The sequence below is a fragment of the Spirillospora sp. CA-294931 genome, from assembly GCF_050946795.1.
Taxonomy (GTDB): Bacteria; Actinomycetota; Actinomycetes; order Streptosporangiales; family Streptosporangiaceae; genus Spirillospora.
This window is the reverse complement of record NZ_CP192006.1, coordinates 2,844,770-2,870,468: the sequence shown is the minus strand read 5'-3', so window position 1 is coordinate 2,870,468 and position 25,699 is coordinate 2,844,770. Positions and strand designations below refer to the sequence as shown.

The 25,699-nt window shown below is 72.0% G+C and carries 22 protein-coding genes; 13 read left to right on the top strand and 9 right to left on the bottom strand.

Annotation, left to right across the window (positions count from 1 at the left end):
• Positions 1-48: 48 nt before the first annotated feature.
• Both ACQPY4_RS12775 and ACQPY4_RS12770 read left to right on the top strand, forming a co-directional pair.
• On the top strand, positions 49-306 hold the full coding sequence (locus ACQPY4_RS12775) for an acyl carrier protein (RefSeq protein WP_433335792.1): 258 nt from the start codon (positions 49-51) through the stop codon (positions 304-306).
• 72 nt (positions 307-378) lie between these two features.
• The gene (locus ACQPY4_RS12770) at positions 379-1,686 is read left to right on the top strand and encodes a beta-ketoacyl-[acyl-carrier-protein] synthase family protein (protein WP_433335790.1); all 1,308 of its coding nucleotides are present in this window, start codon (positions 379-381) and stop codon (positions 1,684-1,686) included.
• A 21-nt stretch (positions 1,687-1,707) separates the two neighbouring features.
• On the opposite strand, the gene ACQPY4_RS12765 is transcribed toward ACQPY4_RS12770, so the two are convergent.
• The 3 genes from ACQPY4_RS12765 to lnt form a co-directional block, all read right to left on the bottom strand.
• Positions 1,708-2,469, bottom strand: a complete 762-nt coding sequence (locus ACQPY4_RS12765) for an MBL fold metallo-hydrolase (protein ID WP_433335788.1) — start codon at positions 2,467-2,469, stop codon at positions 1,708-1,710.
• Between the two features lie 419 nt (positions 2,470-2,888).
• Complete coding sequence (locus ACQPY4_RS12760; RefSeq protein ID WP_433335786.1) at positions 2,889-3,383, bottom strand: DUF3145 domain-containing protein; 495 nt, start codon at positions 3,381-3,383, stop codon at positions 2,889-2,891.
• A gap of 152 nt (positions 3,384-3,535) precedes the next feature.
• A complete protein-coding gene (gene lnt, locus ACQPY4_RS12755; RefSeq protein WP_433335784.1) occupies positions 3,536-4,990 on the bottom strand; it encodes an apolipoprotein N-acyltransferase in 1,455 nt (484 codons plus the stop codon).
• Between the two features lie 306 nt (positions 4,991-5,296).
• Between lnt and ACQPY4_RS12750 the strand changes: the two genes are divergently transcribed.
• The 4 genes from ACQPY4_RS12750 to ACQPY4_RS12735 all read left to right on the top strand — a co-directional run bounded on the left by ACQPY4_RS12750 (position 5,297) and on the right by ACQPY4_RS12735 (position 9,936).
• Positions 5,297-6,469: a S8 family peptidase gene (locus ACQPY4_RS12750; RefSeq protein WP_433335782.1), complete on the top strand. Its 1,173-nt coding sequence runs from the start codon at positions 5,297-5,299 to the stop codon at positions 6,467-6,469.
• Between the two features lie 94 nt (positions 6,470-6,563).
• Positions 6,564-7,088, top strand: a complete 525-nt coding sequence (locus ACQPY4_RS12745) for an RNA polymerase sigma factor (protein WP_433335780.1) — start codon at positions 6,564-6,566, stop codon at positions 7,086-7,088.
• Positions 7,085-7,516, top strand: coding sequence for a hypothetical protein (locus tag ACQPY4_RS12740; RefSeq protein ID WP_433335778.1), 432 nt, complete (start codon positions 7,085-7,087; stop codon positions 7,514-7,516). The genes ACQPY4_RS12745 and ACQPY4_RS12740 overlap by 4 nt, the downstream gene beginning before the upstream one ends.
• Entirely contained in the window at positions 7,513-9,936 is a 2,424-nt protein-coding gene (locus tag ACQPY4_RS12735) for a CHAT domain-containing protein (RefSeq protein ID WP_433335776.1), read from the top strand. Before ACQPY4_RS12740 ends, ACQPY4_RS12735 begins: the two co-directional genes overlap by 4 nt.
• Here ACQPY4_RS12735 and ACQPY4_RS12730 read toward each other — a convergent pair.
• The 4 genes from ACQPY4_RS12730 to ACQPY4_RS12715 form a co-directional block, all read right to left on the bottom strand.
• Positions 9,933-10,760: a sulfurtransferase gene (locus tag ACQPY4_RS12730; protein WP_433335774.1), complete on the bottom strand. Its 828-nt coding sequence runs from the start codon at positions 10,758-10,760 to the stop codon at positions 9,933-9,935. The genes ACQPY4_RS12735 and ACQPY4_RS12730 overlap by 4 nt on opposite strands.
• 132 nt (positions 10,761-10,892) lie before the next feature.
• Positions 10,893-12,002: an alkaline phosphatase family protein gene (locus tag ACQPY4_RS12725; protein ID WP_433335772.1), complete on the bottom strand. Its 1,110-nt coding sequence runs from the start codon at positions 12,000-12,002 to the stop codon at positions 10,893-10,895.
• Complete coding sequence (locus tag ACQPY4_RS12720) at positions 11,999-12,580, bottom strand: DUF5998 family protein (protein WP_433335770.1); 582 nt, start codon at positions 12,578-12,580, stop codon at positions 11,999-12,001. The genes ACQPY4_RS12725 and ACQPY4_RS12720 overlap by 4 nt, the downstream gene beginning before the upstream one ends.
• A 304-nt stretch (positions 12,581-12,884) precedes the next feature.
• The gene (locus ACQPY4_RS12715) at positions 12,885-15,329 is read right to left on the bottom strand and encodes a GNAT family N-acetyltransferase (protein WP_433335768.1); all 2,445 of its coding nucleotides are present in this window, start codon (positions 15,327-15,329) and stop codon (positions 12,885-12,887) included.
• 170 nt (positions 15,330-15,499) lie between these two features.
• Between ACQPY4_RS12715 and ACQPY4_RS12710 the strand changes: the two genes are divergently transcribed.
• Positions 15,500-16,426, top strand: a complete 927-nt coding sequence (locus ACQPY4_RS12710) for a carbohydrate kinase family protein (RefSeq protein WP_433335766.1) — start codon at positions 15,500-15,502, stop codon at positions 16,424-16,426.
• Here ACQPY4_RS12710 and ACQPY4_RS12705 read toward each other — a convergent pair.
• Positions 16,416-17,519: a LysR family transcriptional regulator gene (locus ACQPY4_RS12705; RefSeq protein WP_433335764.1), complete on the bottom strand. Its 1,104-nt coding sequence runs from the start codon at positions 17,517-17,519 to the stop codon at positions 16,416-16,418. The two genes, ACQPY4_RS12710 and ACQPY4_RS12705, sit on opposite strands and share 11 nt — an antisense overlap.
• Positions 17,520-17,781: 262 nt before the next feature.
• Here ACQPY4_RS12705 and ACQPY4_RS12700 point away from each other — a divergent pair, with 262 nt between their 5' ends.
• Positions 17,782-18,375: a hypothetical protein gene (locus ACQPY4_RS12700; protein WP_433335762.1), complete on the top strand. Its 594-nt coding sequence runs from the start codon at positions 17,782-17,784 to the stop codon at positions 18,373-18,375.
• 457 nt (positions 18,376-18,832) lie between these two features.
• On the top strand, positions 18,833-19,954 hold the full coding sequence (locus tag ACQPY4_RS12695) for a winged helix DNA-binding domain-containing protein (protein ID WP_433335760.1): 1,122 nt from the start codon (positions 18,833-18,835) through the stop codon (positions 19,952-19,954).
• A 158-nt stretch (positions 19,955-20,112) separates the two neighbouring features.
• On the opposite strand, the gene ACQPY4_RS12690 is transcribed toward ACQPY4_RS12695, so the two are convergent.
• Complete coding sequence (locus ACQPY4_RS12690) at positions 20,113-22,209, bottom strand: RecQ family ATP-dependent DNA helicase (RefSeq protein ID WP_433335758.1); 2,097 nt, start codon at positions 22,207-22,209, stop codon at positions 20,113-20,115.
• 73 nt (positions 22,210-22,282) lie between these two features.
• Between ACQPY4_RS12690 and ACQPY4_RS12685 the strand changes: the two genes are divergently transcribed.
• The 4 genes from ACQPY4_RS12685 (at position 22,283) to ACQPY4_RS12670 (ending at position 25,662) form a co-directional block, all read left to right on the top strand.
• Positions 22,283-22,621, top strand: a complete 339-nt coding sequence (locus ACQPY4_RS12685; RefSeq protein ID WP_433335756.1) for a hypothetical protein — start codon at positions 22,283-22,285, stop codon at positions 22,619-22,621.
• Between the two features lie 81 nt (positions 22,622-22,702).
• The gene (locus tag ACQPY4_RS12680) at positions 22,703-24,076 is read left to right on the top strand and encodes a threonine/serine ThrE exporter family protein (protein WP_433335754.1); all 1,374 of its coding nucleotides are present in this window, start codon (positions 22,703-22,705) and stop codon (positions 24,074-24,076) included.
• 32 nt (positions 24,077-24,108) lie between these two features.
• Positions 24,109-24,435 (top strand): hypothetical protein, encoded by a 327-nt coding sequence (locus ACQPY4_RS12675; protein WP_433335752.1) that lies wholly within the window; start codon positions 24,109-24,111, stop codon positions 24,433-24,435.
• A gap of 3 nt (positions 24,436-24,438) precedes the next feature.
• On the top strand, positions 24,439-25,662 hold the full coding sequence (locus ACQPY4_RS12670; protein ID WP_433335750.1) for a DUF6745 domain-containing protein: 1,224 nt from the start codon (positions 24,439-24,441) through the stop codon (positions 25,660-25,662).
• The last annotated feature ends 37 nt before the right edge of the window (positions 25,663-25,699 follow it).

Genomic DNA, 25,699 nt, shown 5'->3' with positions numbered 1-25,699 from the left:
GCGTCCCCGGCCCCGACTCTGGATCAACCCAAAAGGAGAAAGCAAACAATGGCCATCGCCACCGAGAAGGAGATCCTCGACGGTCTCGCCGAGATCATCGACGAGATCGTCGGCATCGACAAGAACGAGGTCACTCCTGAGAAGACCTTCATCGACGACCTCGACATCGACTCGCTGTCGATGGTCGAGATCGCGGTGGCGGCCCAGGACAAGTTCGGTGTCGAGATCCCCGACGACGAGCTGCGCAACCTCAAGACCGTCCAGGACGTCATCGACTTCGTCCAGAAGCTCACGTCGAAGGCCTGAGGCGCCGCGCGGCGCGTCGCCGCCCGCGGTGACGCGCCGCCCGTCCCCACCCCCAGTTTTGCGAGGAGCAGCATGAGCAACAGCCAGACCAAAGTCGTCGTCACCGGCATGGGCGCCACGACGCCTCTCGGCGGAGATCTGCCATCGACCTGGTCCGCGCTGCTCGACGGCAAGTCCGGGGTGCGCAGGCTCGAATGGGAGGGCGTGGACGAGCTGCCGGTGCAGTTCGCCGCGCAGCTCGCGGTCGACCCCTCCGAGGTCATGACCAAGCAGCAGCTGCGCCGCCTCGACCGCTGCCAGGCCCTCGCGCTGATCGCCGCCCACGAGGCGTGGAAGAGCGCGGGCTTCGCCCCGCCCACCAAGGTCAAGAAGGGCAAGGACGACGCCTCCGGCGCCCCCGCCGAGGGCTTCGTCGTCGACGGCGACCGTCTCGGCGTCGTCCTGTCCACCGGCATCGGCGGGCTGCACACGGCGCTGAGCAGCTACGAGGTCTTCCTGGAGAAGGGCTGGTCGCGGGTCTCGCCCTTCACCGTCCCGATGCTCATGCCCAACGGCTCGTCCGGCCATGTCGGCATCGAGTTCGGCGCCATGGCCGGCTCGCACGCGATGGTCAGCGCCTGCGCGTCCAGCGCCGAGGCCGTCGGCTACGCCATCGACATGATCCGCGCCGGCCGCGCCGACATCATCATCTGCGGCGGCACCGAGGCGTGCATCCACCCGCTCCAGATGGCCTCCTTCGGCTCCATGCGGGCGATGTCCACCCGCAACGACGAGCCCACCCGCGCCTCGCGCCCCTACGACAAGAACCGCGACGGCTTCGTCCTGGGCGAGGGCGCCGCCGTCATGATCCTCGAATCCGAGGAGCACGCCCGCGCCCGCGGCGCCGACATCCACGGCATCGCCGCCGGCTGCGGCTACTCCGGCGACGCCTACGACATCGTCCTGCCCGACCCGTCCGGCGCGGGCCAGGCCAAGGCCATGCGCCGCGCCCTCCAGGACGCCGGCGTCGAGGCCACCGACATCGCCCACATCAACGCCCACGCCACCTCGACCCCGGCGGGCGACGTCGCCGAACTGGCCTCCATCAAGGCCGCCCTGGGCGCCGAGGCCAGCTCCAAGGTCATCGTCACCGCCACCAAGTCGATGACCGGCCACCTCCTCGGCGGCGCCGGAGCCCTGGAATCCCTCTTCACCATCCTCGCGCTCCGCGACGGCGTCATCCCCCCCACCGCCAACCTCGAGGACATCGACGACGACGTCGACCTCGACATCGTCCGAGGCGAACCCCGCAAACTCCCCGAGGGCCCCGCCGCCGCCATGAACAACTCCTTCGGCTTCGGCGGCCACAACGTCAGCGTCATCTTCAAGCGCTACGAGTAGCCGCACGCACGCCCGTGCGCCTCAGTGGCGCCGGCGCTGGGTTTCGCCGAGTGTGACGGCGAGGTCTTCTTCGGCTGCCAGCACCTGCTTGTCGAATTGCGCGGACGCCGCGGCGACCGAGGCCGCCCGATCGTTGCCCGGCCAGAAGTGGGTGAGCATGAGCCTGCGGGCGCCCGCTCGCCGGGCCCAGTAACCGGCCTCGGCGGACGTCATCAGGTTGCGTGCGGGCCGCTGGGTCTCGCCGGGCCGATCAGTGGCTTCGACGATGAACAGGTCGGCGTCCCGGCCGAGCTCGGCCAGCAGCGGGTCCGGGCCGGTGTCCCCGGTGTAGGCCAGGGCGATCCGGTCGGCTTGGAGGCGGATGCCCGCATTGGTAACAAAGTGCGGAAGCGACACGCCGGTCAACTCGAAGGGCCCTGCACGGTAGGAACCGGGCAGGGAGTGCACCTCGAAGACCGCGGTCAGGTCGACGTCGGGTTCCAGGCCCTGGAGCCGGTCGAGCACACCCGGCGGGCAGTACAACGGCACGCGTGGCTTTCCGGCGCCGCCATATAGGCGCATCCGGAACAGTCCGTGGAGGTCGACACAGTGATCCGGGTGTTCGTGGGTGATGGCGATCGCGTCGAGGGCGCCGTCCGGCCAATGCGCGAGCAGCCGCGGAAGCGTCGCGTAGCCGAGGTCCAGCACGAGGCGGTAACCGTCCCAGTCCACCGCGAACCCGCTGCATGCCCGGCCCGGCTCTGGAAACGCGCCACAACTGCCGAGAACGGTGATCTGCCTCATCGCCCCCACTATGTCAGCCCAGGACGACGACATCGGCGTCACCCGCCACCGCCTCCAGCAGCCACAACGCCGCGAGTCCCAGAACGCCTGATCGCTCTGCCGAACCGCCAAAAGTTCGCCCGAATGACCACCAGAACCGGGCCTGGATTCTTGCTGTCCTGAATAGTGATGACGTCGCGAACAGTAGCGATCTTCATATAGTCGCCACCGTTATCGTCCGCGCCTGAGGCGTTAATCGGATGGCGGACGAGATGAGGCGAGAGAAGGTCATGTGGGCGCTTCGCTACAAGGAAAAGGGGCCTCACAACTGAGGCCCCAGGCCGCAAAGGGGGCACGGGGCGGAGCCTCCGCTGGGGTTTGGGGCGGAGCCCCAAGGGGTTGTCCGAGCGGAGCGAGGGTTTTGCCTTGGGGGGAGGGGGCTAGACGGCGGCGTGGAGCCATCGCACGGGGGCGCCGTCGCCGGCCCTTCTGAATGGTTCTAGCTCGTTGTCCCAGGGGGTGCCCAGAAGATGGTCCAACTCGTTTTCGAGCGTGGTCTTGCCCACGGCGGCGTTGGCCATGGCAGTGCGGAGGCGGTCTTCGGGGATCATCACGTCGCCATTGGCGCCCGTGACGCCGGTGAAGACGCCGAGGGTGGGCGTGAAGCTGTAGCGGACGCCGTCGCAGCCCGGGGTGGCGTCTTCGGTGACCTCGAAGCGCAGCAGTTTCCAGTTGCGCAGGGCAGAGGTGATGCCGGCGGCGGTGCCCGGGCCGGCCTCCCAATGCAGCTCGGCGCGCAGCGTCCCGGGGGCGGCCGCCTGGTCGGCCCACTCTAGGGACACGGGCACGCCAAGGACACCTGCGGCGGCCCACTCAACGTGCGGGCTCAGCGCAGGCGGCGCGGAGTGGACGTAGAAAACGCCACGTGCGGTCACCGGACCTCCTGGATCTGTACTGAGGCTCGTCTTCCCCTACGGCCTCGTACGAACCAAGACGGCGTCCGCGTCCCTCATTGTGCATCATCAGCGGGGGACGCACCACCGCACGACCGCTGTTTACCGAACCCTTGTATGCCGTGCACCCACTCTTACGGCACCGGGTGACCGTCCACATCCCGTTCGGCGAAGCGAGCATCGAATCGGCGGAGGGTCACCAGGACGGTGCCCGCGGTGACCATTAAGGCCAGGTAGGCGACGTAGTCGCCGTATTTGTCGTAGAGGGTGCGGTGATTTTCATCGGGGACCGACAAGTTCGCGGTGACGGCGCCGCGTTCGGAGGTGTCGAGCCAGGTCAGGCGGCGTCCTCGGGCGTCGAAGGCGGCGGAGACGCCGGTGAGGGCGGCCTGGACGGCGGGACGGCCGGTCTCGGCCGCGCGGACGGCGGCGAGCGCGGCGTGCTGGGGCGGTGCCCAGCTGTTCTGGAAGGTGGAGGTGGACGACTGGTACACCAGCACCTGGGCGCCCTGGCGGGTGACGGCGCGGCCCAGGTCGGGGAAGGTCGATTCGAAGCAGACCAGGGGGCCGAACGTGACGTCGTCGGTCGTCATGGTGGAGGCGCCGGTCCCGGGGACGCGGTCCTCACCTGCGGCTTGGCTGATGCGGCTCAGCCAGCCGAAGCCGGAGCGCAGCGGGATGTACTCCCCGAAAGGGACGAGGCGGGTCTTGACGTAGCGGTCCTGGGTGCCGTCGGGACGGATCAGGACCGCGCTCTTGGAGATCTTGCCGGTGGCGTCGCGGGCGTCCTCGTTCACCAGGAGGGGTGTGGTGGTGCGAAGGCGGGCAACGAGGTCGGTGCGCCGTTTCAGGTCATAGCCGATGCTGCTCTCGCCCCAGACGATCAGATCGACGGGTGGGAGGGCGCGCGTGATGCGCTCACCTTCGTCCAACCGGATTTCGGGATTGTGGACGATTCCCGGCTGGACGAGCGCCACGCGAAAGTCGCGTTCGGATTCCGGGTCGTCGGTCATGGCGAATGCCACGGGGCCCGTCAGTAAGGCCGCTGGGATTATCGCGGCCATTTTCCAGTCTCTGGTCGTCCAGGTGATAACCAGCGCGGTGTTCACGAGGACCAGGGCCAGAGATATCAGCCAGATGCCTCCGATCGAGGCCAGGCTGAGGATGGTGGGGTGGCGCCATTGGCTCGCCCCGAGAAGACCCCACGGGCCACCCAGAAGGGGCAGGGACCGGACGAGTTCGATGGTCACCCAGATGCTCGGCAACACCGCGAGCGCGGCCCACGGGTGGTCGGGGATCAGCCAGCGGGCGGCCGCGCCCCATCCGGCCCAGAGGGCGCCGAAGACCAGGGCGATCAGGGGCAGCCCGGGGCCGATGTTCGGGACCGTCCAGTAGAGGGCGGCCAGCAGGTACCCGGCTCCGAACCACCAGCCCCGGTGGGCGGCGGCCTTGATCGTGGGCGCGGTCCGCATCAGCCAGAGGGCGGGGACGAGCACGGCCCAGGCGAGCCACCCCAGATCCGCGCGCGGAACCGTGAGGATCGGGAGCATGCCGGACAGCAGGCAGGCCACGTGCGCGCGTCCGATCACCTACTCAGTATCCGGCGCCCGACCGCACTTCAAACCCCAGCCCGCCTCCAACGCCGCCCCCGGCCTGGGCTGCGGCATGGCTGCTAGACCGGGCCCCATCAAAATCCCGGCCCGGATTCCAGCGCCGACGCCGCGCCCGACTGCGGCGTGGCTGTTAAGACGGTCGGCGCACGGCCCCCTTCGAACCGCGGCCCGGAATCCAGCGCCGACGCAGCGCGGGACCGGGGTGTCCGGTGTCGATTACGTAGAGCGACGCATGGGCACTATGGGTGCGGGAGCGGTCACCGCATGTGAAAGCGAGGACCGATGTTCGATCAAGAGGCCAGGCTGGAGCGGTTGCTGGCCCGGCATCGCGATGCCGTGGTGGTGGAGCCGCTGTCGGGACGTCCGGCGCTGATCCGGCGCGACCAGATCCTGGTGGCGGAGCATGACGCGCCCGTGGCGGAGGATCTGGTGCGGCGGTGGTACGACTCGCGGCACGACGAGGACGGGGTGACGCGGCTGCGGTTGCGGACTCCGGCGAAGGTGGACGTGTGCGAGCTGGCCTCGCAGCTCGGCGGGGACGGGCGGCATCGGCGGCTGAGCGTCTCACCCAACCATCTCGTCCACGGGCAGCCGATGTGGTGGAGCGGCCCCGCCGATCTGCCGCGTCCTGCGGCGGCTCTGCCCGCGCCCCGGGTGGACGGTGAGGTCCGGCGGGACGTCACGGTGGCGGTGCTCGACACCGGCATCGCGCCGCACCCATGGTACGAGGGGGCGGACTGGTATGCCGAGCGGCGGCCGGACGCGGCCGAGGTGCTGGACGCCGATCTCGACTTCGAGCTCGACGCGCAGGCCGGGCACGGGACGTTCATCGCCGGGGTGGTGCTCCAGCACGCGCCGTCGGCGCGGATCCATGCGGAGCGGGTGATCGGGAGCGACGGGGTCGGCGACGAGATCGACGTGATCCGGGCGCTGGCGCGTCTGGCCGCGTGGGGGCGCGCGGACGTGGTGAACCTTTCGCTGGGGTGCTTCACGTTCGACGACCGTCCCTCCCCCGTACTGGCGCGGGCTATCGCGGCCTTGGGGCGGCGTACGGTCGTGGTGGCCTGCGCGGGGAACAGTGCGGGCGACCGTCCGTTCTGGCCCGCCGCGCTCAAGCCGGTGATCGCGGTCGGGGCCCTGGACGCGCGGGGCGGCGACCGGGCCTGGTTCTCCAACTACGGCTGGTGGGTGGACGCGTGCGCCCCCGGGGTGGACGTGGCCAGCGCGTTCGTCCGGTTCGACGGCGTCCGCCCCCGGGTGAACGGGATCGATCCCGACGAGTTCCTGGGCTACGCGACGTGGAGCGGAACGTCGTTCGCCGCGCCCGCGGTGGCGGGCCGGATCGCGGGTGCGGCGGCGTCCGATGGCGTCACCGCCGTGGAGGCTGCCGACCGTCTTCTCGACCCGGGGGCGGCGCCTACCCTTCCCGACCTCGGCGTAATCATCAGGCCTTGAGCACAGGCGGGACGCGAAGCGGTAACCACCCGTTCCGCGCGGGGCCCCCGGCTTCTAGGGTCGTGGCCAGCGGGGGGCCTCCAAGGAGACGCGGATGGCCCTGCAAGACGACACGGCCGAGCTGATCGTCGCGGCACGGGACGGCGACGGCGCGGCCTGGGGACGGCTGGTCGAGCGGTACAGCGGGCTGCTGTGGTCGATCGCCCGGTCCTACGGTCTGGACGACGCCGAGTCGATGGACGTCGTCCAGACCGCCTGGCTGCGGCTGGTCGAGCGGATCGACGGGCTGGACGACCCGGGCGCGGCGGGCGGCTGGCTGACGGTCACCGCGCGCCGCGAGAGCCTGCGCCTGGCGTCCAGACGGGGGCGCGAACTGCTCGGCACCGTCCCCGATTCGCCGTCGGAGGCCCCGGAGCGGGTGGTGATCGCGCGCGAGCGGCTCGGGCGGGTCGCGGCGGCGTTGCATTCGCTGCCCCGCCGCTGCCAGGCGCTGCTGAGGATCTTCGCGCTGGCGCCGAGCTACGCCGAGGCGGCGGCGGCGCTGGAGATCCCCGTCGGCAGCGTCGGCCCGACCCGGGCGCGGTGTCTGGAGTCGCTGCGACGGAGGCTCGCGCGATGACCGAGGACGAGCTCGTGGCCCAGGTCCGCGCGGCCTTCGACCGGCTCGACCCAGTCCCGGACGAGGTGATCGCGTCGGGGCGCGCGGCGCTGCGCTCGCGGTTGCGCGGCGCGGCGCTGATCGATCTGACCTGCGAGCGGGTGGGCGCCGAGGGCGTGCGCGGTGCCGGGCCCACGCGGCTGATCTTCACCGGGGCAGGGGTGAAGGTCGAGATCGAGATCGGCGGCGGCGGTATCGCCGGACGCCTGTCTCCCCCGGTGCCCGCCCGCGTCCGGATGAGGCATCCGGACCCGGTGGCGGAACCGCCGACGACGAGCGCGGACGCCGCCGGTCAGTTCGCCTTCCCGTATGTGAGGGCGGGGCTGATGAGCCTGGTGCTCGACCTTCCGGACGGGACGTCGGTCGTCACGAGCTGGGCGCGCGTATGAGCGAGTCCTTGCTGCATCTCGCGGCCGTCGACCCCGGGGCCGCCTACACCCGGGCGCTGGACGGCCCGGCCAGTGTCACCCGGCTTCGCGCCGCGGGGCTGGCCGCCAAGGAGCTGGGGTTGCTGACCGAGGGCTTGGCATTGCTCAAGCGCGCTTTGGAACTGGCAACGGGACGTGAGGCCGCGCAGGTACGGATGAACCTCGTGGGTCTTCTCGCGGCCCAGGGCGACCTGGGAGGTGCCATGTCCGAGGCGGCCAAGGCCGAGGAGGTCCTGGACGGCCTGGACGCCGCGCGTCTCGCGGCCAACAAGGCGTGCGCGCTGGCACGGGCCGGGCGCCTTCCCGAAGCCGAGGCGATCGCGGCCAAGGCCCTCCCCCGGCTGCGCGACGGGCGCGACCCGGTCACGCTTACGGGGCTGCTGCTCAACCTGGGCCTGGCCCGCGCCTTCCAGGGCAGCCTCGGGCCCGCCGAGGCCGCGCTGACAGAGGCGGTCGCGGCCAGCGACGGGCTCCCGCACCAGAACGCGATGGCGCGCGGCAACCTGGCATGGCTCGTGGCCCGGAGCGGGGACGTCCCCCGGGCGCTCCAGCTCTTCGAGGACGCCGAGTCGGCCCTGACCGGGGAGCGGCTGAACCAGTGCCGCCTCGACCAGGCCGAGGCGCTGATCCAGGCGGGACTTCCCCGGGAGGCGCGTCCACTGCTGGCCCGCGCGCTGCGGGACGCCGACGCCCTCGGATACGGGTGCGACGTGGCCGACGGGCTGTTCCTGCTCGCCCATGCCGAGCTGGCCGACGGCGACCCCGAGCGCGCGGCCCTGTCCGCCGAACGGGCCCGGGCGGCGTTCGCCGCGCAGGAGCGGACGGGCTGGATGCTGCTGGCCGAGCACCTGCTCCTGCGCGCCCGCTGGGCCTCCGGCGACCGGTCGCCGATCTTCCTGCGGACCGCCGTGGCCACCGCCGACCGCCTGGACCGGGGCGGCTGGACGGAGGCGTCGGCCGAGGCACGGATCATCGCCGCCCGGGTGGCGCTGGCCCTGGGACGTCCGGCCGGGCATCTCCTGGCCGTCCGGACGATCCGCGGCCCGGCCGCGCTGCGGGCCTCGGCATGGCACGCCGCCGCGCTGGAGCGCTGGTCGCGCGGCGACCGGCGCGGCGCCCAGGCCGCGATCTGGTCGGGCCTGACGATCATCGAGGAGCATGCCGAGATCTTCGGCGCGCAGGAGCTGCGGGCCAGGGCGGCGGGACGGGGCGCCGAGCTGGCCGAGCTGGGGCTGCGGCTGGCCCGCTCGGCCCGCGAGCTGCTGACCGCCGAGGAGCGGCGCCGCGCCGTGGCCCGTCCCGCCGCCGTCCGGCCGCCGTCGGACCCCGAGCAGGCGGCGGCGCTGCGCGAACTGCGGTCGGTCAGTTCCCGGCACACGGCCGAGATCGCCCGGGGCCGGCCGTCCCGAGCACTCGCCGATCGCCTGGCCGCGTTGGAGGCGACGGTCCGCGCCCGCACCTTGCGCAGGTCGCCGGACCCGGGTCGAAGCGCGTGGCCCGGCATCCCTGCTCTGAGCGCAGCGCTCGGCGACCGGGTGCTGTTCGAGCTGGTCAGGGTCGGTCCGGAGTTGCACGCGGTGACCGTCCAAGGAAACCGACCGCGCCGCCACCACCTTTGCTCGTACGCCGAGGCCGACAACGAACTGCGCAAACTCCAGTTCGCGCTCCGCCGGGGCGAATCGCCACCGAACGCCGCATACCTGGACGAGCTGCTCCTCAGGCGCGTCCCGGACGAGGGCGACCTGGTGATCGCGCCGACCGGGTCGCTGCACGCCCTGCCCTGGGCGGCGCTCCCGTCGCTGGCCGGACGCCCGGTCACGGTCGTCCCCTCGGCCGCCGCGTGGCTGCGCGCGAGCGCCCGTCCCGCCGCGTCCGGCCGGACGGTCCTGGTCGCGGGTCCCGACCTGGAGCATTCGGGGGACGAGATCGACGCACTCCGGGCGCTCTACCCCCACGCGGTCACGCCTACCGCCGCCGAGGACGTCCGGGACGCGCTCGACGGCGCCGCACTCGCCCATCTCGCGGCCCACGGCGAGTTCCGCGAGGACGGCGCCCTGTTCTCCCGCCTGCGCCTGACCGGCGGCCCCCTGCTCGTCTACGACCTGGAACAGCTCGCGACTCCACCGCACACGGTCGTCCTGTCGGCCTGCGACCTGGGCCGTTCCCAGGAGGGCGACGCCGTGCTCGGCATGGCGGGCGTCCTGCTGGCGCTCGGCACTGCCACGGTGATCGCAGGCGTCGCCCCCGTCCACGACAAGGAGACGGCGGCCTTCATGACCGCCTTCCACACCGCCCTGGCCACGGGCCTCTCCCCCGCCCGGGCTCTGGCCTCCGTACCCCGAACGCCGGGCACGATGGGCTTCCTGTGCTTCGGCGTTTAGTCGTCGGTCGCTATCGGGTTGTCGGGGTCGGTGATCCAGTGGGACCAGGAGCCGACGTAGAGCGCCGCGGGGATGCCCGCGAGGTTGAGCGCGAGGATCTCGTGGGCGGCGGTCACACCGGAGCCGCAGTAGGCGCCGACGTCGACCGCGTCGGTGGCGCCGAGCTTGGCGAAGCGGTCGCGGAGGATCTCCGGGGGCAGGAAGCGGCCGTCGACCCCGACGTTGTGGAGCGTGGGGGCGTTGACGGCGCCCGGGATGTGGCCGGCCACCGGGTCGACCGGCTCGGTCTCGCCCCGGTAGCGCTCGGCGGCGCGGGCGTCCAGCAGGACCCCGGCCTTGGCGAGGTCGGCGGCGCCGCCCGCGTCGAGGATCGGCAGTCCGCCGGGTCTGGCGGCGAAGTCACCGGGCTTGATCTCGGGTTCGTCGCGGGTGACGGGCTTGCCCGCCTTGGTCCAGGCGCGGTGGCCGCCGTCGAGCACCCGGACGTGGCCGTGGCCGAAGTAGCGGAGCGTCCACCACAGCCGCGCGGCGGCCGTGGAATCGGCGTCGTCGTAGACCACGACCGGACGGCCCGCCGACACGCCCGCGCGGCGCATGGCCTCCTCGAAGTCGGCCGCCGGGGGCAGCGGGTGGCGTCCGCCCTCCCCCGGTGGCCCGGCCACGTCGCTGTCAAGGTCGACGAACGCGGCCCCGGGCAGATGGCCCCGGCGGTAGGACTCCACACCCGGGGGGCCGGCCAGATGCCAGCGGACGTCCAGCAGGGTCGGGGCCGTCGGCCCATCGAGGAGCCGGGACAGTGCGGGGACGTCGATGAGTGGATGCACATCGCCAGTCTGACCCCGGTCGCCCGGATTAGGGAGGGGCGGAGGAACGTTCGTCACGTCTGCGCAGTCTAGGCCCCTGGCCAGGTACGGCGTGTTTCACGACCGGCGCCCGTTGCGAGCCCCGCAAACCCGTTACGCGCGGGTGACCGCGAGGAGGGGGACGAGGAGTTCGGCGGGGACCAGGGAGCCGTGCATGCCGATCATGGCGTCCAGCCAGGGCTCCTGGGTGGAGGCGGTGATGGCGAGGTCGGCGTGGGGCACGGCGATGACGTCGCCGATGCGCGGCAGGTGGCCGGGGGTCACCGGGCCGAACCAGCCCGCCGCGACGGCCTCGGCGCGCGGGTAGACCCAGGCGCGGTCGCCGAGCGTCTCGGCCCAGGCGGCCAGGACGTCGGCCTCGGCGCCCGGTTCGGCGTAGACGTAGCGGCACCGGGCGTCGCCGCCGAGCAGGGCCACCCCGTCGCGGAGGCCGGGCGTGGTGTCGGCGTCGATGCGCTCGGTGGGGTCGACCATGCCGTGGTCGGCGGTGATGTAGAGCGCCGTCCCCGGGGGCAGGACGGCGGTGAGCTGCTCGGCCAGCAGGTCGACGAACCGCAGGTGGTGACGCCAGTCGCGGGAGTGGACGCCGCGCTGGTGGCCGGTGGCGTCCAGGTCGGCGTGGTACACGGTGACGAACGCGCGCTCGCCCTGGGCCAGGGCGTGCTCGGCGCGTCCCACGAGCTGGCCCATCCCGTTGGCCGGGACGTAGGTGGCGCCCCGGCTGGTCGCGTGGGTCAGGCCGCTGCCCTCGTACATGCCCAGCGAGACGTAGGAGACCTCGACGCCGTCGGCGGCGGCGCGCCCGTAGACGGTGGGCGCGGGCTGGAACACCTCGGGGTCGACGGTCTCGTCCCGCCAGCGCAGGCAGTTGAACAGCCGCCCCTCGTGCGCCACCTGGACGCCCAGCAGCCCGTGGCCGCCGGGCGGGAGCCCGGTGGCCAGCGAGCCGAGGCTGGTGACGGTCGTGGCGGGGAAGCCCGCCGTGATCGGCCCGCCGCGCAGCGAGTTCAGGTACGGCGCGTCGTCGGGGTGGGCGCGCAGCAGCTCCCAGCCCAGACCGTCGACGATCAGCAGGCAGACCCGGGGCAGCGCGGGCAGCTCCAGCACGTTGCGCGCGCCGGGGACGCCCAGCGAGGCCAGGATCGAGCCGGGCAGGTCGGCCAGCGCGCCCGCGCCGTAGCGCGGGACCGGCGGCGGGGTCACCGCGCCGTGGCGGTCGACAGCGCCTCGGCGAAGGCCAGCACATGGCCCACGGCGTCGGCGCCGTCGGCGGCCTCGCTGACGCGCAGCGACAGGTCGTCGGCGGTCACGCTGCCGGTGTAGCCGTGGTCGGCCTCGCAGTTCTCGTCGCCGCAGGTGGCGGGTTCGAGGTCGATGTGCGCGATCGCGCCCCAGCCGATGGTCAGCACGACCTCGGTGGGCGGCACGCCGGGGACGTACGAGGCCGGATCCGGGACGACCCGGGTCACCGCCACGGACTGGACCCGCTCGATCTTGACGGCCTCGGTCGTGGTGGACGCGTGGGCCTGGGCCATGCCCTCCCCCGGCGGGTGCTCGTCGGTGTGGCAGACCAGCAGCCGCGTCGGGGACAGGACGAGCACCGTGACGTGCCGCCGCACCTCCATGGCCGGGTCGAACGTCGCCTCGTGGTGCACGACGTAGGCCAGCACCCTCTCGTCACCGATCGCCGACTCGACCGCGTCCGCGACCAGGGCCGGGTAGTAACCGCTGCGCTCGATCGCCGTGCGCAACCCGTGAGCAGTCGCTCGGGTTTCCCTCATGGTCCTCATCTTGCCCTGTCCGGGGCGGCCCGCGCACACGACGTGCTCCGAACGCCGTATTTCCGGGGCATGGTCATTCCCCTCCCACCCGGGGTACGAGGTCAGCATGGAAAGCAGAGATCCGCTGCCAGGACCGCCGCCCGTCCCGCCGCCCACGCCGGATCCGGCGCCCCAGCCCGAGCCGCTGGTGCCGCCTCCCCAGCCCCCCGCGCCACAGCCGGGCCCGATCCCGCCGGGACCGGCCCCCGACCCCATCCCGCCAGGTCCAGAGCCCGAGACGCCGCCTCCGGCCCAGTAACCGGGGTCAGGGAAGGCGCCGGGGGCCCAGTTCGGGACGGGGCCCCAGGGGGCGCGCCAGGCGCAGCGAGACCCGGGACACGGAGGCGCCCTTGGGGTCCGCGTGAACGGGGTTGAGCTCCAGGCGGGCGACCTCGGGCAGGTCGTCGCCCAGGCGCGCCACACGCAGGAGCAGATCTTCCAGGGACGCCAGATTCACGGGCTCGGCGCCGCGGTGGCCCATCAGGAGCGGCGCCGTCCGGATCGCCCGGACGAGCTCGGCGGCCTCGACGTCGGTCAGCGGGGTCAGGCGGTAGGCGCGGTCGTCCAGGAGGGCGGCCGTCTCGTCGGCGAGGCCGAAGGAGATCACCGCGCCGAACGACGGGTCTTCGCTGGTCACGATGCGGGTGGGGACGCCGCCCTCGGCGGTGGCGTCCACCGCGATGCCGTAGCAGGCCAGCAGTTCGGCGGCCTGTTCGGGGGACGCCTCGCCGGGATCGCCGTCCGCCACCCATTCCGCCACCAGGGCCCGCGCGCGCTTGCGGTCGACGTCCGGCAGGTCGGGGACGCGTCCGGGCGGGCGCTGCCGCCACTGGGCGTAGCGGATCACGTAGGCCAGCGCCCGGACGGCGTCTTCGGGGGCCGGGTAGGACGGGATCGACCCCTCGGCGGCCGAACCGTCCGGCGCGGTGATCCGCAGCTCCTCCGGCATGCCCTTGTGCCCGAGATAGGTCGCCACGATCGGCTTGGCGCCGCTGGCGGCCTTGCGCAGGATCCGCTCGGGGACCCGGACGTCGTAGCCGCCGATGGTCGGCGGGGTGAACAGCGCCACGACCGCGTCCACCGCGTCGTCGTTCAACGCGTCGGCCAGCGCGGCCTCGTACTCCTCCGCGCCCGCCCCCGGGCCGAGGTCGACCGGCGGCCGCACCTGGAGGCCCAGCGCGACGGCGGCGTCCTGCGCCAGCAGGCCGAGCGAGTCGGAGTTGTCGATGATCGCGATCCGGTCGCCGGCGGGCAGCGGCTGATAGGCCAGCAGCTGCGCGACGTCGAACAGCTCCGAGAGGTCCTCCACCCGGATCACCCCGGCCTGGGCGAACAGCGCGCTGACCGCGTGGTCGGGCAGGCTGAGCGCCCGCGCGGCGTGCCCCAGCGGGACGCCCTGGGTGCTGCGGCCGCTCTTGACCGCCACGATCGGCTTCTTGCGGCTCAGCCGCCGGGCCAGCCGCGCGAACTTGCGCGGGTTGCCCAGCGACTCCAGATAGAGCAGGACGGCCCGCGTCGCCGGATCCTCCTCCCAGTACTGCATCAGGTCGTTGCCCGACACGTCGGCCCGGTTGCCCGCCGAGACGAAGGTCGACAGGCCGAGGCCCCGCTCGGCCGTCCGCTGGAGGATCGCGATGCCGAGCGCCCCCGACTGCGAGAAGAACCCGACCGGGCCGCGTCCAGGCATGGTCGGGGCCAGCGTCGCGTTCAGCCGGACGTCGGCGTCGGTGTTGGCGATGCCCAGGCAGTTCGGGCCGACGACCCGCATCCCGTAGGCCCGCGCCAGCCGGACGAGCTCCTCCTGACGGGCCCGTCCCTCCGCCCCCGTCTCGCCGAATCCGGACGAGACGACCACGAGCGCGCGCACGCCCTTGCCCGCGCACTGCTCGACCACCTCGTGGACGGCCAGCGCGCGCACCGCGACGACGGCGAGGTCGATGTCGTCCGGGATGTCGAGCACCGACGCGTAGGCCCGGACGCCCGCCACGGCCGTCGCGGTCGGGTGAACGGGGTAGACCGGGCCGGTGAAATCCCCGCCGAGCAGGTTCCGCAGGACGGTCTGCCCCACGCTGTGCTCCGCGCGGCTCGCCCCGACCACCGCCACCGAGCGCGGGAACAGCAGCCGCTGGATCGAACGCGACTCGGCCCGGTGCTCGCGCGCGGCCATGACCTCCACCGAGGTCTCGGTCGGCTCCAGGTCGAGGACCAGCTCGATCACGCCATCCTCGAAGCTCTGCTCGGCCGAGTAGCCCGCCTCCCGGAAGACCCGCGTCATCCTGCGGTTGTCGGGCAGGACGCTGGCCACGAACCGGTGCAGGCCCCGCTCGCGCGCCGCCGCCGCGATGTGCTCCAGCAGGACGGCGCCCACGCCCCGACCCTGATGGGCGTCCTCGACCAAGAACGCCACCTCGGCCGTGCCCGGCCGGTCCTTCAGCCGGTCGTAGCGCACCACCGCGATCATCTCCCCGGCGATCGTGGCGATCAGCCCGACCCGCCGGTCGTGGTCGACGGTCGTCAGATGCGCGATCTCCTTGTCCGAGAGCGTCGGCCTCGGCGAGAAGAAGCGGTAGTAGATCGATTCGGGGGAGAGCCGGGCGTAGAAGGCGCGCAGCAGCCCGGCGTCCTCGCTCCGGATGGGACGCAGGTGGGCCGTCCCGCCGTCGGTGAGGACGACGTCGGCCTCCCAATGATCCGGATACCCCTCGGTCACGTATCCGAGCGTAGGCCCTGCGCTCCGACCGGCCCCCACCGGAGCAGAAAAGCCGTGTTCTCTGGTTTCGCTGCGCGTTCGAGACCTTATCGAGGGTCAAGAGCTGTTACCGTCGAGCAACGCCCAGAATGCCGCTCACGCGGGCCGTGTTGATCGAGGTGATGACTCCCATGACGCGCGTGGTCGTGGTTGGCGACTTGATGTCCGACACCATCGCTCGGGCTGCCTACCCCCTGGCCAAAGGCAGCGACACCCCGGCGGCCGTGACGACCCATGGCGGCGGTTCCGGCGCCAATGTGGCGTCGTGGCTCGCCCTCGAAGGGGTGGAGGTCGCCTTCGTCGGCCGCCGAGGCTCCGACATCGCCGGCCGCAACCGGGACATGGAGCTCATGGGGTACGGCGTCGACGCCCGCCTGGTGATGGACTCCGAACGTCCCACCGGTACCTGTGTGGTCCTGGTCACCCACAAGGGCGACCGCACCATGCTGTCGGACCCGGGCGCCAACGGCGCTCTGCTGGCCGAGGACATCGAGCGCTGCAAGGACCTTTTCACCCAGGGCACCCACCTGCACCTCTCGGGCTACTCCCTGATCAACGAGGGCTCCCGCAAGGCCGCCATCCACACCCTCGACCTGGCCCGCAAGGCCCAGATGTCGATCTCGGTCGACGGCGGCTCGTCCTCGCCGCTCAAGCGGATGGGCGCCGAGCCCTTCCTGGAGTGGACGCAGGGCGCCCGGCTGCTGTGCGTCAACGCCGACGAGGCCGAGGTCCTGACCGGCCGCGACACCCCCGAACAGGCCGCCAAGGTGCTCACCGCCTGGTACCCCCAGGTCGTGATCAAGACCGGCGCCGACGGGGCCCTGTGGTACACCAACGGCCGCCCCGAGCCCGTCACCGTCGCCGCGGAGCCGATCGAGAAGATCGTCGACGGCACCGGCGCCGGCGACGCCTTCGTCGCGGGCTTCCTCCCGCCCTGGCTCGACGGCAAGCAGCCCGCCGACGCCCTCACCGCGGGCTGCCGCCTGGCCGTCCAGGCCATGCAGCACCTCGGCGCCCGCCCCTCCCTCGACATCGTCGACAACCAGATCAAGAACTGACCCCGAACCCCCGGGCCGGCCAACGCCGTTGGCGCGTCCCGGCGGGGCGGTTCAGCAGGACGGTTCGGTCAGGGCGTAGGTGCGGGCGTCCTCGCGGCAGGCGGTTGAGAGGGTGACCCTCGTCGTAGCGGGCCAGGTCGGCCTTGCGGACGAAGGCGCCGGTCATCAGCTCGGCCTTGGGCTCCAGGTCGTCGTGGAGCTCCAGCGCGCGCAGCGGCAGCTCGCCCGGTGCCTCGGTTCCGGCGCGGCGGCGGCCGATGGACGCGGTGACGATCATGCAGCCGCGCACGAAGCCCGAGCGCAGCAGCGAGAGACCGTAGTGGACGTCGTCGATCTCGGCCACGATGTTGAGGCGGTCGCGGAAGCCCGCGCCGTACCAGGTGGCCAGGTAGTCGGCGACGAGCCCGGCGGACGGGACGACCAGCGGCAGGTGCGCCAGCCGTCCGGTCTCGGTGCCCGTGCCCGGCAGTTCCTCCTCGGGCAGGTTGGTCAGCAGCATCGCGCGTCCCCGCGCGTATTCGACGACGTCGTAGTCGCGCAGCCGGTGGTCGCCCTCGGGGGTGCTGACGATCGTGCCGCAGATCAGGTCGGCCTCCTTGGTCTCCAGGCGCGACCAGATGTCCTTGGTCCGCACGTGGACGACCTTGAACTCGACCTCGCGGCGGCGCAGCTCGTCGGAGACCAGATCCCAGGCGCGCGAGACGATCGGCAGCGTGAACTCCGTGGTGCCCACGGTGATCATCCGACCGATCCGGCGGCGTCCCCAGTGGATGGCGTCCAGCCATCGGGTGATGGTGGTGCGCGCCATCCGGACGGTGTCCTCGCCGGTCTCGGTGAACAGGAAGTCGCGGCCCCGGCCCTGGCGGAGGGTCAGCACCTCGCCGCAGACGGCCTGGCTGTTGCGGTTGAGCGTGTCGAGCTGCTTCTGGACGCTGGACTGCTCGCGCCCGAGCGCACGGGCGGCGCGCAGGGCCGAGCCCGTCTCATGGACGACCAGCAACGTCCTGAGCTGGTCGAACGTGGTGTCCAGCAGCTCGGACGGGCATTCGACCAGTTCGTCGAGGGTCAGGGGGCGAGGGTTGGTGGGAGACACGAACACTGGACGGTACTACTCCCTTCGGCCACGGGTCCGGCCGGTTCGCAAAATTACCCCAAGGCCATCTGAGCGGAAATTGATGACATTTCCCGCTCAACTTATCTCAAGATGTTCTTGAAAACAGGTAGACGACCTTTCCTGACCTCTAGAACACTTCCCTCTCGTCCCCGGAGCCGTCCGGCATTCCGGACGTGCCGCCCACGAGCGCGGCGAGAACCGCTCCCGGCACGCACCCCGACGTCCACGAGGAAAGCGAACAATGAATTCAACTCAGGGAACCCGGCCCCGGCTGCTGGCCGTCCTCCTGGTCGGGGTCCTGGCCCTGGTCGTCACCGGTTGCGACCTGTCGTCGTCCGGCAAGAAGAAGGGCAAGAAGCGCTCGCGCGGCAAGGCCGCGCCGACCTCGGTGCTGAAGAAGGGCGCCAAGAAGCTCGCCGATCCGAACGGCGGCCAGGTCACCCGGGTCGGCAAGCAGTTCCTGATCAAGCCGGACGCCGACTCCAAGGCGATCGTCAGCCTGGACTCCTACCGGGTGCTCGGCCCCGGGGTGAACGAGACCTTCCCGCCCGACAGCGGCGCCTTCACCGTGTTCAACGTCCGGCTCAAGGCCCTCAAGGGCACCGTGCACTACAACCCGCTGTACCTGAAGCTGAAGACGCCCGACGGCAAGCTGCTCGACCCCAACGACGGCAACGCCAACTACCTGGACATCGAGCCCGACCTGCCGCCGATGGACCTGCTCCCCGGAAAGACGATCAGCACCTCGATCGCGCTGGACGCCAAGGCCAGGCCGGGAACAAGGGTGATCTACACCAGCTCCCTGAACCAGGTCGTCGCGCTCTGGCGACTCTGAGCCCCGCCCGGTCGCCGGCACCGGCTGCGCCGGAGCCGGGCGCGGAAAACGACCCTGGCGGGCCCCACCGCCCGCCAGGGTCTGCCCCGATCTTGGCGCGACCCGACCGAAAAAGCGACCCCCCAAGCCCCCCTTGGCCCGGATGGGACACGAACTCCCCTCCCCCAGCCACTCAACACCCCACCGGTCCCCCGCAAACGCCCCGCCCCAGACGCCCACGCACACAATCACCCCAAACGCCCCACCCCGACGCTCACCCACATCACGTCCACGACAAACTCGCAAACGAGGCCGACGAAAGCCCCGCCCCAGCCTGATTCGGCGAACGAGAGTTGGTCCCGTTCGCTGAAGGCGAGCCGAGCCGCGCGGGGACCGCTCGCCAGCCGGTCTGTGTGGATGCGTCGAGTTCTGTCGGTGGGCGAAAGTACGATCCGAGCTGATCGGCGGAGGAATCCGAATGACCATTGACCGGGAGTCCGCGGCGGTGAGGGTGGAGGGGCTTGAGCTGGCCCACCGCCGGATCGATGCCGTCGGATTGGGCAGCACGCGGCCGTTCACCGGCGTGGCCGATGTGGTCGGCTGGTTCGGCGGATTGCAGTCGCAGGACTACCTTCCGGCGAAATGGGCGATTGCCCAGCGGCTCGGCCCCGGCATCACCAACGCGGACCTCGATCGCGCCTTCAACGACGGTGTCATCCTGCGCACGCATGTGCTGCGCCCGACGTGGCACTTCGTGGCCCCAACCGACCTGCGCTGGTTGCTGGAACTGACGGCCCCGCGGGTCCACGCGCTCAACGGCTACGCCTACCGGCGAGGCGAACTGGACGGTCCGCTGCTGCGCCGCACCACAAACTTGATCGCCGACGCCGTCGCCGACGGCAACCACCTGACCCGCAAGCAAATCGCGGCGTTACTCGCCAAGCACGGCATCATCGCCGAGGGGTTCCGGCTCGGCTACATCCTCATCCATGCCGAGCTGGAACAGGTGATCTGCAGCGGCCCGCTGCAGGGCAAGCAGCACACCTATGCGCTGCTGGAGGAGCGGGTCCCGCCAACGGCGAGCCTGGAGCGTGAGGCGGCGCTGGCCGAACTGGTCCGCCGGTTCTTCGTCAGCCATGGTCCGGCGACGGCAAAGGATCTGGCGTGGTGGTCCAGCCTCACACGCGCCGACATCATCACCGGACTCTCTCTCGCCAGGGACGCACTGGAACGCATCGACATCGACGGCATCACCTACTGGTCCGCACCGGGGGAGGCCCCCGCGCCGCCGCCGTCACCATCAGTACGACTGCTGCAGGCCTACGACGAGTACATCGTCGGCTACAGGCAGAGCAAGCACCTGCTCGACCTTGCCGACCTGACACCAGAGGCAGCCGGCCCCCTGCCCAACGGCGTCATCGTGATCGACTCGCAGGTTGCCGGCCGCTGGAAACGCACGACCCGGGCCGACGACGTCGTCCTCAAGGCAGCGCTGTTCCGGGCACTCGAAACCACCGAGACCGCCGCACTACAGGCCGCCGCCGACGAACTGGGCACGTTCCTGGGCAAACGCGCCGTCGTCTCGACAAACCTGGTCTGAGCCCAAACGACCACGAGCGCCCCACACCAGCGCCCCCGCCGGACCGCAAACGAACCCGACCCGGTCCCCCGAAAACACGACCGACTCACACAGCCACGCATGCGCTCGGCCCAGACAAGGCACAAACGCCCTCGCCCGTCGGGGTGGGTGGGCTTGGGTTAGGAGGGGGTGGCCAGGACTAGGGGGAGGACGGAGGGGGCGCCTGCTTGGCGGAGGGTTTTGGCGGCTACTGTCAGCGTCCAGCCGGATTCGGCGCGGTCGTCTACCAGGAGGATGGGGCCGCCTGCGGCGGCTACGGCGGTGGCGGTTTCGGTTGGCAGGGTGAGGGCGTTCCAGACTGACTGCAGGCGTTGCGCGCTGTTGTGGCGGCGCGGGACCGGCTCGCCCACTGGGACGAGTTCGCCCAGGTAGGGCAGCCTGCCGATCTCGGAGATGCGGCGGGCCAGGCTGCCGACCAGCAGGGGACGTGAGCGGGAGCCGATGGCGACCACGCCCGAGGGGCGCCGCTCCCAGCCCCAGGCGGCCAGCACCTTGACCACAGCGTCGAACATCTCGGCGGGGATCTCGGTGTCGGGGGCGCCCTCGGCGAACAGTTCGCGCAGGCGGTTGCCCCAGCCGATGTCGGTGAGGCGGCCGAGCGCGCGTCCTTCCTCGGCCATCACGCCGGCCGGGATGCGGCCGGAGACGCCGAGGTCGTCCTTGACGCCGGTCGGCCACATGCGGCGCGGTGTGAGGTCGACGCCGGGACGGCGCAGCCGGTCGCGGGCCTGCTCGGCGCCCTCGGCGCTGACGTCGGCGGGCCAGTGGCGGCCGGTGCAGTTGTCGCAGCGCCCGCACGGCTTGGCCTCGGGGTCGTCGAGCTGGCGCCGCAGGTACTCCTCGCGGCAGTCGGTCGTGGCAATGTAGTCGAGCATCGCGCGCTGCTCGCGGGAGCGTTCGGCGGCCACCCGCTCGTAGCGCTCGCGGTCGTACCACCAGTCTTCGCCGGTGGCGACCCAGCCGCCCTTGACCCGGCGGACGGCGCCGTCGACGTCCAGGACCTTGAGCATCATCTCCAGCCGCGCGCGCCCGAGGTCGACCATCGGTTCGAGGGCGCTCGTGGACAGCGTCCGGCCGGCCCCCGCCAGGACGTCGAGCGTGGTGCGGACGATCGGTTCGGGCGGGAAGGCCAGGCTGGCGAAGTAGGCCCAGATGTCGCGGTCTTCGAGGCCGGGCAGCAGGATGACCTCGGCGCGGTCGACGCCGCGTCCGGCGCGGCCGATCTGCTGGTAGTACGCCACGGGCGACTGCGGCGCGCCGACATGGACGATGAAGCCCAGGTCGGGCTTGTCGAACCCCATGCCCAGGGCGCTGGTGGCCACCAGCGCCTTGAGCTTGTTGTCGTGCAGGTCGCGCTCGGCCTGGAGGCGTTCGGCGGGCTCGGTCTGCCCCGAATAGGCGGCGACCTCGTAGCCGCGGTCGCGCAGGTAGCCCGCGATCTCGTGGGCGGCGGCGACGGTCAGCGTGTAGATGATCCCCGAGCCGGGCAGCCGGTCGAGGTGCTCGCCGAGCCAGGCGATGCGCTGCTCGGCCACCGGCAGCCGCACGACCGCCAGGTGCAGGGACTCGCGTTCGAGGGCGCCGCGCAGGACCAGCGCGTCGTCTTCGGCGAGCTGCTCGGCGACGTCCTGGGTGACGCGCGCGTTGGCCGTGGCCGTGGTCGCCAGGACGGGGACCCCGGGGGGCAGGTCGGACAACAGCGTGCGCAGGCGCCGGTAGTCGGGACGGAAGTCGTGGCCCCAGTCGGAGATGCAGTGCGCCTCGTCGACCACGACGAGCCCGGCGCCCGCCGCCAGCTTGGGCAGCACCAGATCGCGGAAGTCGGGGTTGTTGAGCCGTTCGGGACTGACCAGCAGGACGTCGACCTCGCCCCGCTCGACCTCGTCGAACACCTGGTCCCAGTCGCCGACGTTGGCGGAGTTGATCGTCCGGGCGTGGATGCCGGCGCGGTCGGCGGCCTCGATCTGGTTGCGCATCAGGGCCAGCAGCGGCGAGACGATGACCGTCGGGCCCGCCCCGCGCCGCCGCAGCAGGCGGGTGGCCACGAAGTAGACGGCGGACTTGCCCCAGCCCGTCCGCTGGACGACCAGCGCCCGCCTGCGTTCGACGGCCAGCGCGTGGATCGCCGTCCACTGGTCGTCGCGCAGGCGCGCGTGCTCGCCGGCGAGGGCGCGCAGGCACTCCTCGGCCTCTTCTCGCAGTTCGGTCCCGTCCATGCCGTCCTTGGTATCAGCTGCCACCGACGGCCGTAACCAAAGCACCATCGCGATCTAGGTAGGATCTCTAACTATGAACCGCGATTCCGCCGCGCTCCCGATGACGCTGCTGCTGATGACCATGACCCTCACGCTCGTCTCCCACACCGATCTCCGGCTGGCCCTGATGTCGCTGGAGGCCGTGGCCATGCTGGTGATCCTGTACCGGGTGGCGAAGAACACCACGATGCGCAGAACCTCCGTGCCCGTGACGTTCGTCCCGCTGGTGGCGGGCGCAGTGGTGGCATGCGGGTGTTACGCGCTCTTCCCCGAAAGCACGGCGGCGGGCCTTGTCGCGGGGCTGTTCGTGGGCGGCGGGCTCCTCGCCAGCGGCGCGATGCTCACCGTCCGGTCGGCCACCCGCAAGGGCTGAGCCGCCCTCCGGCCTCCCGAACCCCGGAAGGTAGCCTGCCAGGAAGATCAATCGCTTTGGGGTGGGAGGTCACGTCCGGGAATGGGGCGGGCAACGGAACGGCTGCGGCAAACGTGGCAGATCCTCATGGACGGGGCGCCGCCCGAACCGCCCGAGGACGAGCCGGGCGACGCCGTCGACCCCAAAGCCGTCGAGCTCGTGCTCCGCGTCGGGGAACTCCTGCTGGCCAGCGGCGAGTCCACCGAGCGCGTCAACGAGGCGATGCTCGGACTCGCCCAGGCCTATGAGCTCCCCCGCTGCGAGGTCCAGGTCACGCTCACGAGCCTGCTGGTCTCCGCCCACCCGGGGAACGGCGCGCCACCCGTCACGGGGGCGCGGTCGATCCGGCGCCGCACACCCGCGTTCTGGCGGCTGACCGCGCTGCACTCGCTCGTCCAGGAAGCCCAGATCGGGATGCTCGAGCTGGACGAGGCCCAGCGGCGCCTCCGCGAGATCAAGCACGGGCGCGGCCCCTACCCGCCCTGGATGCTGGTGATCTCGCTGGCGCTGATCGCGGCGTCCGCGAGTGTGCTCGGCGGCGGCGGCCCACTGGTCGCCGGGACGGCCTTCGTGGCCACCCTCCTGGGCGACCGCACCGCCGCCGCCCTGGCCCGCCGGGGCATCGCCGAGTTCTTCCAGCTGGTCGTGGCCGCCGCCATCGGGGCGACCGCCGCGGCCATCGTGGTCGCGATGGGCAACCCGGCCCACGCGTCCACCATCGTCACGGGGGCGATCCTGGCCCTCCTCCCGGGGCGCCCCCTGGTGGCGAGCATCCAGGACGGCATCACCGGCGACCTGGTCAGCGCGGGCGCCCGCATCCTTGAGGTCTTCTTCATGATCGCCGCGATCGTGGCGGGGCTCGGAGTGATCGTCTACCTCGCGGTGCGGATGAACGTCCAGATCGACGTCAAACACCTGCCGACGGCCCCGGTTTCCTTGGGGCCCGTCCCCGTCCTGGCCGCCGCCGCGGTCTCGCTCACGTTCGCGATGTCGCTGGCCGTCCCGAAGAACGTCCTCCCGGCGGCAGCCCTGGGCGGCGGGCTGATCTGGGTCCTTTACGTCCTGCTGCTGGAATTCGACACCAAGCCCGTCCTGGCCTCGGCCGTCGCCGCGGTGATCGTCGGCGTATTCGGGAGCATGCTCGCCCGGCGGCACCAGGCGCCCTCGCTGCCCTATGTCGTCCCGGCCATCGGCCCTTTGCTGCCTGGAACGCTCCTCTACCGGGGAATGGTCGAGGTCAACACCGGGTCCCCCGAGGCGGGCGTCCTCAGCCTGATCGGCGCGCTCTCGGTCGCCCTGGCCCTCGGCGCCGGCGTCAACCTCGGCGGCGAGCTCGTGCGCGCCTTCCAGCGCGTCGGCCTCAGCGCCTCCGGCCGCTGGGCCCGTCCCGCCGCCCGCCGGACCCGCGGCTACTGAAACTGTCGGTGGCCGCGTCTACCTTTCTCGGCATGTACCGACAGGGAGACATCCTCATCGTGCCGGTGCCGGACGAAGCGGTCCCGCACACCGTCCGCAACCGGAAGTCCGAACCGCGCGACGCGCGAGGACGCCTGGTGCTCGCCCTCGGCGAGGCCACCGGCCACGCCCACGCGCTCACCGCCGAGGGCACGCTGGTCCGCGACGCCCACCCCATGGCCCCCGACCACCTGCACCTGCCCAAGGGCGGGCGGCTCGTCCACGAGGAGCACGCCGCGATCTCCCTCCCCAAGGGCTGGTACCGCGTGGTCAGGCAGCGCGAGTACGTCCCGGGCAGCGTCCGAGTCGTGGCCGACTGACCGATGAACATCGACCACGCGAGCCTGCTCCTCAGCTGGCAGGCCACCGCCTTCGCCACCGGCCCCGCCGCCCGCGACCGCGCCGAAGCGGGCATCGCCACCGCCTACACCGCCGCAGGTCTGACGCCCCCCGAACACATCATCTGGGTCCCCTCCCCGGCCCAAGGCGCCGTGGCCGCCGCACTCCTGGCAGGCCACGCCAAGACCCTGACCAAGGACGGCCTGAAGGGCTTCAAGCACCTCTCCACAAGCGCGCCAGAGGAGAGCCCGGACCCGCCCACCGACCGTCCCGCACCCGCCAAGCGCCGCTTCCGCGACCTCCTCCGGCCCACCGCCGAGAGCCCGAACGCCAACCCCACCCACCTGGACGAGTTCGTCCGATCGGTCTCGGAACTCCCCGCCCCGGGTAAGAGCGTGCGCGACGCCGTACGGACGCGCCCCTGGGAGGCGGCACGCAAGGCGGCCCATGCCGAACTCGGGCCGCAGGAATGGTCCCGCGCCTGGTCAAAGACCGGCGCGACCTTCTGGGACCAGGTCCAAGACCTGGTGTCCCGCGTCCGCCAGGCCATCGGATCCATGGCCGAGGAAGACTCCGCCGCCGAATCCCTGCTGCGCGCCGCGACGCTCGACGCCGTCCAGGGCCAGCACGACGCCCCCTGGCTCGCCCTCTTCGACCACCTCGACCGGCTACCGCCCGGCCTCGCCGAGGCGGCGCGCGACGCGGGCTGGTGGTGGCCCTACGAGAACCTGGTCATCGTCTCCGAACGCCCCACCGAACTGCACCGCGACGAACCCGGCCGCCTGCACCGCGGCGACGGCCCCGCGATGGCCTACCCCGACGGCTTCGCCCTGCACGCCTGGCGCGGCATGCCGATCCCGTCCGACTTCGTGTCCTCGCTGGACGGCCTCGACCGCGCCCGCATCGACGCCGAGGAGAACGCCGAACTCCGCCGGGTCATGCTGGAGATCTTCGGCTACGACCGCTACCTGGCCGAGACCGGTGCCCGTCCCGTCCACAAGGACGAGACCGGCACGCTGTGGAGCATCACCGTCCCCGGCGACGAGCCCGTGGTCATGGTCGAGGTCATCAATTCGACCCCCGAACCCGACGGCACCTACCGCACCTACTACCTGCGCGTCCCACCCGGCACCCGCACCGCCCGCGAGGGCGTCGCCTGGACCTTCGGCCTGACCGAGGCCGACTACGTCCCCCAGAAAGAGACCTAACCGGACGCCGGTCCACCCCGGCACTCCCAGCGGTGTC

Bases quoted from the DNA above. Each gene is read 5' to 3' on its own strand.
- ACQPY4_RS12775 (WP_433335792.1), top strand. From the start codon at position 49: ATGGCCATCGCCACCGAGAAGGAGATCCTCGACGGTCTCGCCGAGATC.
- ACQPY4_RS12770 (WP_433335790.1), top strand. From the start codon at position 379: ATGAGCAACAGCCAGACCAAAGTCGTCGTCACCGGCATGGGCGCCACG.
- ACQPY4_RS12765 (WP_433335788.1), bottom strand. From the start codon at position 2,469: ATGAGGCAGATCACCGTTCTCGGCAGTTGTGGCGCGTTTCCAGAGCCG.
- ACQPY4_RS12750 (WP_433335782.1), top strand. From the start codon at position 5,297: ATGTTCGATCAAGAGGCCAGGCTGGAGCGGTTGCTGGCCCGGCATCGC.
- ACQPY4_RS12745 (WP_433335780.1), top strand. From the start codon at position 6,564: ATGGCCCTGCAAGACGACACGGCCGAGCTGATCGTCGCGGCACGGGAC.
- ACQPY4_RS12740 (WP_433335778.1), top strand. From the start codon at position 7,085: ATGACCGAGGACGAGCTCGTGGCCCAGGTCCGCGCGGCCTTCGACCGG.
- ACQPY4_RS12735 (WP_433335776.1), top strand. From the start codon at position 7,513: ATGAGCGAGTCCTTGCTGCATCTCGCGGCCGTCGACCCCGGGGCCGCC.
- ACQPY4_RS12720 (WP_433335770.1), bottom strand. From the start codon at position 12,580: ATGAGGGAAACCCGAGCGACTGCTCACGGGTTGCGCACGGCGATCGAG.
- ACQPY4_RS12710 (WP_433335766.1), top strand. From the start codon at position 15,500: ATGACGCGCGTGGTCGTGGTTGGCGACTTGATGTCCGACACCATCGCT.
- ACQPY4_RS12700 (WP_433335762.1), top strand. From the start codon at position 17,782: ATGAATTCAACTCAGGGAACCCGGCCCCGGCTGCTGGCCGTCCTCCTG.
- ACQPY4_RS12695 (WP_433335760.1), top strand. From the start codon at position 18,833: ATGACCATTGACCGGGAGTCCGCGGCGGTGAGGGTGGAGGGGCTTGAG.
- ACQPY4_RS12690 (WP_433335758.1), bottom strand. From the start codon at position 22,209: ATGGACGGGACCGAACTGCGAGAAGAGGCCGAGGAGTGCCTGCGCGCC.
- ACQPY4_RS12685 (WP_433335756.1), top strand. From the start codon at position 22,283: ATGAACCGCGATTCCGCCGCGCTCCCGATGACGCTGCTGCTGATGACC.
- ACQPY4_RS12680 (WP_433335754.1), top strand. From the start codon at position 22,703: ATGGGGCGGGCAACGGAACGGCTGCGGCAAACGTGGCAGATCCTCATG.
- ACQPY4_RS12675 (WP_433335752.1), top strand. From the start codon at position 24,109: ATGTACCGACAGGGAGACATCCTCATCGTGCCGGTGCCGGACGAAGCG.
- ACQPY4_RS12670 (WP_433335750.1), top strand. From the start codon at position 24,439: ATGAACATCGACCACGCGAGCCTGCTCCTCAGCTGGCAGGCCACCGCC.